Source organism: Candidatus Neomarinimicrobiota bacterium (assembly GCA_041862535.1).
Lineage (GTDB): Bacteria > Fidelibacterota > Marinisomatia > SCGC-AAA003-L08 > TS1B11.
The window spans coordinates 1-3,720 of the sequence record JBGVTM010000026.1 but is presented as its reverse complement, the minus strand read 5'-3'; the positions used below and the strand labels follow the sequence as shown (position 1 = coordinate 3,720).

The following is a 3,720-nucleotide window of genomic DNA, read 5'->3' as shown; positions in this document are numbered from 1 at the left end:
CGGAAGTGCTGAAAGCCAGATCCAGGTTCGGGTCAACTTGGACAGCACCGAGCGCCCATAGCTGCCACTTCGATATCCCGCTCAGCCAGGTCTTGTAGCGGGCCTGGATCTCTGCGCCCTTGTTGTTGCGGATGAGATCGATTTCATCCTTGGTGGTCTGTAGCAAGCTGGTCTCAAAGGTGATCAGCTCATTACCGAGACCCAGGCCGAGAAATTCGGCATTCTCGTCGTGATGCTGCTCGATATCCGTATTGTCGGTGATTTTTGATTCCGCTGTATATCCGACCGATAACCAAGAACCGTTGGTCTTCACCTCCAGATAACCGCCCCGGCTGTGAATTCTTTCTCTGTCTTTTTGTAGTCCCATATTGACCTCTTAAAAATGAACGTTGAAACCTGAATAGCGCTGCAGGTAGATCGCCAATCCTTTCCTAAAATCTACCGGACGCTGGTCCTTTATCGTCCATACCGTCCCGTCCAGCCCCACGGCCTTGCCGTGCAAAAATTCCCGCAGGCTCTTGAGTATATCGTAGGCTCCCTTCGCCCCCTCCTCCTTCGACCTCAATGACTTGTTACCCACCAGGAGGTCCACGGTCATATCGCCTTCCAGCAGCTCACCCGATTCGTCGCCTTCGGAAAAGGTTATCATCCCTATTAATACCAGGACCGCCGGATAGCGCATCAATTGATTGACGATCTCCTCAATGGGACCGGCAGCCGCCTCCACCGTCACCAAGCCCTGAACCCCGCTCTGGATGGCCTTTACGAATGCGTCGCTGATGGCGTTCTCATCGGTCATATCAGAAGCCTTCCATCGTCTCCCTGGTGAACACCCGCTCGTTCTGCGATATCTGGCCCCCCACGTGCTCGCTTTCCTCCGGCTCCGGCAATTCGCCGGGACTTACCTTGCCCTCGGCCAGTTTCTCCAACCACTTCACGGCGCTGCGGTAACGGTCCTTGATAATTTCCGGGGTCTCCATATGAGGGCGGCGAGCATACAGATTATAGATGGCGATGTCACGGGAGATATCCTTGATCCTGGGAGGCACCGGGCTGAGCGGCACTGTGAATTGGCGTACCGCGTAGCTGTCGATCTCACCGTCCGCCGCCTCTATTGCTTCGGTGATGACATCGTCGTCCGGCTCGGTGGCCTGGGCATCCTCGGTGGTGAGCTGGATCAGGGCCTGGTCACTCACCCGCTTCTGGATGTCTGCCTTGGTGCAGTACGACATCAAGCCCGTCCTATCTGGTCCACCAGAGCCTTGATGACCATATCAGCAATACGGTGCAATTCTGCATCAGAGATGTCCTCCGGGTCCGGGATGAACTGCCTGCGGGGAATCTTCACTTCTTCCGAACTTCGTACACCTACACCCGGGATGTTGAAAACCAAACGCGGTGCATTTTTCGCCCTGATCACACCGCCGTACTGATGGATAGGGCCATAGATAAGATCGGTCCCTAACCGGATACTCTCCTGGTCCACTTGGTAGGTGATGGAATTGCGCAGGGCGGCGCTGTTTACCAGCGTCTGGCCGCCTTGTGCCTTGACGCGCGCGGATTCAGGCCATTTCTCACCTTTGGGGGATTCGCCGCGTTGGAAGCGGAAGATGGTCTCGGTGCGCAGCTGCTCGCCGATGTTGCGGCCCACGTCGGTCGGATCGAAGTTGGTCAGGGCAGCGGCAATCCGGTCAAACAGCGAGTGATCAAACTGGAGCTGGAAGCCACCCATTAGCCCCCCGTTTGCTCCTCCGGCGGCGGCGTGAAGGCCTTCTCGATGGCCTGGAATTTCAACTCCCTGGTCCAACCGTCCTTGGCGTCCTTGCCGATAAACTCGGTCAGTTCGTGGTGCTCTTCCTTGTTGGCCTCGGCAAAAGCGTCCAGCTCGGCGTGGGAGGAGTTCTTGCCGGGAAGCTTCGGGCCATCGTCCACGATCTCAACCGTCAGCACTGGATCGGCTTGCAGATGCTCGATCTCCTCATCGCTGAAGTGGCCATCGGGGAAAGTCTGCGGCTCGCGGGTGAATTCATGCCCGCAGCGCCATCGCGATCGCTCCCGTTTGCAGGTTATTGTAATGCTCATTGAACTCCTCCTGAATCAGCGTTAAATGATTAAATCAGCCAGGGGGTCAAGAGCAATTCAGCCGAACCGCGATTGACATTGGTCTCTCCATTCGCCAGCCGCTCGGCTACCAGGATCTCCAGGGCCGCTGCCCGGTTGCTTGGTCCCACCACCAGGAGTGTCGGCTTAATCCCCAGCGGTATGCCTTCGTCGTTTTTGAAAGCCATCATCGCCTGGAAACCCGCTTCGAAATTGGCGGCGCTCAGGGTGTCCTTGCTGCCATAGGCCAGCTGCCAGAGCGCGTAGCCGACGGCGCCGCGATAATCGACACCATACTGGAACTTGCGCCGCTTGAAGACGCTCTCGGACTGCGGATCCTCGATCGCGACGAATTCCGGCTTCTTGCGCTCCTGGTAGATAAACGGCATAATGAACTTGGAGGTGTCCAGCAGGAACCAGGGATTCCCGCCCCCGCCGCCGTCGTTGCTCACACCGGCTCCAGCCACCGGATGGTCGGTGTCGAAAAAGAACTGCCCATCGTAGCAGTCGGTATCGAAGCCCGCCACCATCAGCTCGAAAATGAGCTTGTCCGGGTGAACCGCTGCATTCGCCCCCAGCGCCTGGATGACCGGACGATATACGCCGACTTGATCGTCTTCGATATCGTTCTTATCTACCTCGACTGTGGCCTCGTAATCCTTGTTGACTATCGAGTATCCCAGACCTTCGAGGCTCTTGATGTAACGCTCGGCGATCCACTCTCGCAGCATGGGGAATGCCCCTAGCCACTTGTAGTCGTTCTGCGAACCGGTGGAGGGCGCTAGAGTAGCCACTTTAGACCATATAACCTCGGCCGTCTGCAGCGCCTCGTTGAACAGCGTGGAAAAACTGGTGTAGATCCCCGCGAGATTTGCCTTGTTGACTAACATGATTTACTCCATGTTCAATTTTCAGTTGTTAATAGCAATCGGCCTTCCCGTCTATTAGGCGAAGGTTATGGCGTTGCTGGCCACCAGCTTGCCGTTCGGCATGACCAGGATCAGGTACCAGGTGTCGATCCCGGATTCCGTGATATTGATATCGATATCGCCGTCGGCCTCGCTGACCAGTTGGAATGCCTTACCGGCCACGAGTGGAATTGCCAGGCCGTCCGTGCCGATGGCCACTCCACCGTCCGGGGCGGTCCCGGCGATGCTGTCGCCATTGGCGTCATCGGAAAGGTAGGCGAACAACGCGCCGCGCACGGCCAGATCGGCTGCCGCCGAATCTTTGAGCTGGATGCCCACGTTGATGACATTACCGGCTTCGGCTCCTATATCGAATGCCGGAGTGCCCATCTTCTCGTAGGCATAACCGGCAACCTCTGCCGCGCTGGGGTACTTATCTGCCGTACCCGCCAGCATCTCGGCCGCTGTCGCCTTCTCCACCACGCCGGTGGCGGACGTTGTGGCCGCTTGCTTCACGTTGGTAAAGGCCGTTACCGCGTTGGCGACATCCGAAAGGTTGTTGGCGGAAAGCAGCGCCCCGGCAGGGGAGGCTACCGGGCCGAAGCCTACCAGGACCCAGACACCGTTGGAGTCAACGTCCTCGATGAAACCGGCCGGGCTGCGGGTGCCGGTGCCGTCCGTCTTGGCAACTGTCTGATCGTCCACGATATAG

General features: G+C 57.7%; 7 protein-coding genes. All 7 read right to left on the bottom strand.

Annotation, left to right across the window (positions count from 1 at the left end):
- Nucleotides 1–367 (bottom strand): hypothetical protein (locus ACETWG_01015; protein MFB0515168.1); only part of this gene is annotated, 367 nt, incomplete at its 3' end.
- 9 nt (nt 368–376) lie between these two features.
- A complete protein-coding gene (locus tag ACETWG_01010; protein MFB0515167.1) occupies nt 377–799 on the bottom strand; it encodes a phage protein Gp37 in 423 nt (140 codons plus the stop codon).
- A gap of 1 nt (nt 800) precedes the next feature.
- Nucleotides 801–1,232 carry a gp436 family protein gene (locus ACETWG_01005; GenBank protein ID MFB0515166.1) on the bottom strand — a complete coding sequence of 144 codons (432 nt, stop codon included), beginning with the start codon at nt 1,230–1,232 and terminating at the stop codon, nt 801–803.
- A complete protein-coding gene (locus tag ACETWG_01000; protein MFB0515165.1) occupies nt 1,232–1,732 on the bottom strand; it encodes a phage virion morphogenesis protein in 501 nt (166 codons plus the stop codon). Before ACETWG_01000 ends, ACETWG_01005 begins: the two co-directional genes overlap by 1 nt.
- Nucleotides 1,732–2,082: a hypothetical protein gene (locus tag ACETWG_00995; protein MFB0515164.1), complete on the bottom strand. Its 351-nt coding sequence runs from the start codon at nt 2,080–2,082 to the stop codon at nt 1,732–1,734. Before ACETWG_00995 ends, ACETWG_01000 begins: the two co-directional genes overlap by 1 nt.
- A 29-nt stretch (nt 2,083–2,111) precedes the next feature.
- Entirely contained in the window at nt 2,112–2,990 is an 879-nt protein-coding gene (locus ACETWG_00990) for a Mu-like prophage major head subunit gpT family protein (GenBank protein ID MFB0515163.1), read from the bottom strand.
- A 54-nt stretch (nt 2,991–3,044) separates the two neighbouring features.
- On the bottom strand, nt 3,045–3,720 hold a 676-nt coding region (locus tag ACETWG_00985), incomplete at its 5' end, for a hypothetical protein (GenBank protein MFB0515162.1).

What these genes read in the sequence shown, in the direction of transcription:
- ACETWG_00990 (MFB0515163.1), bottom strand. Translation starts at nt 2,990, where the DNA reads ATGTTAGTCAACAAGGCAAATCTCGCGGGGATCTACACCAGTTTTTCC.
- ACETWG_01000 (MFB0515165.1), bottom strand. Translation starts at nt 1,732, where the DNA reads ATGGGTGGCTTCCAGCTCCAGTTTGATCACTCGCTGTTTGACCGGATT.
- ACETWG_00995 (MFB0515164.1), bottom strand. Translation starts at nt 2,082, where the DNA reads ATGAGCATTACAATAACCTGCAAACGGGAGCGATCGCGATGGCGCTGC.
- ACETWG_01010 (MFB0515167.1), bottom strand. Translation starts at nt 799, where the DNA reads ATGACCGATGAGAACGCCATCAGCGACGCATTCGTAAAGGCCATCCAG.
- ACETWG_01005 (MFB0515166.1), bottom strand. Translation starts at nt 1,232, where the DNA reads ATGTCGTACTGCACCAAGGCAGACATCCAGAAGCGGGTGAGTGACCAG.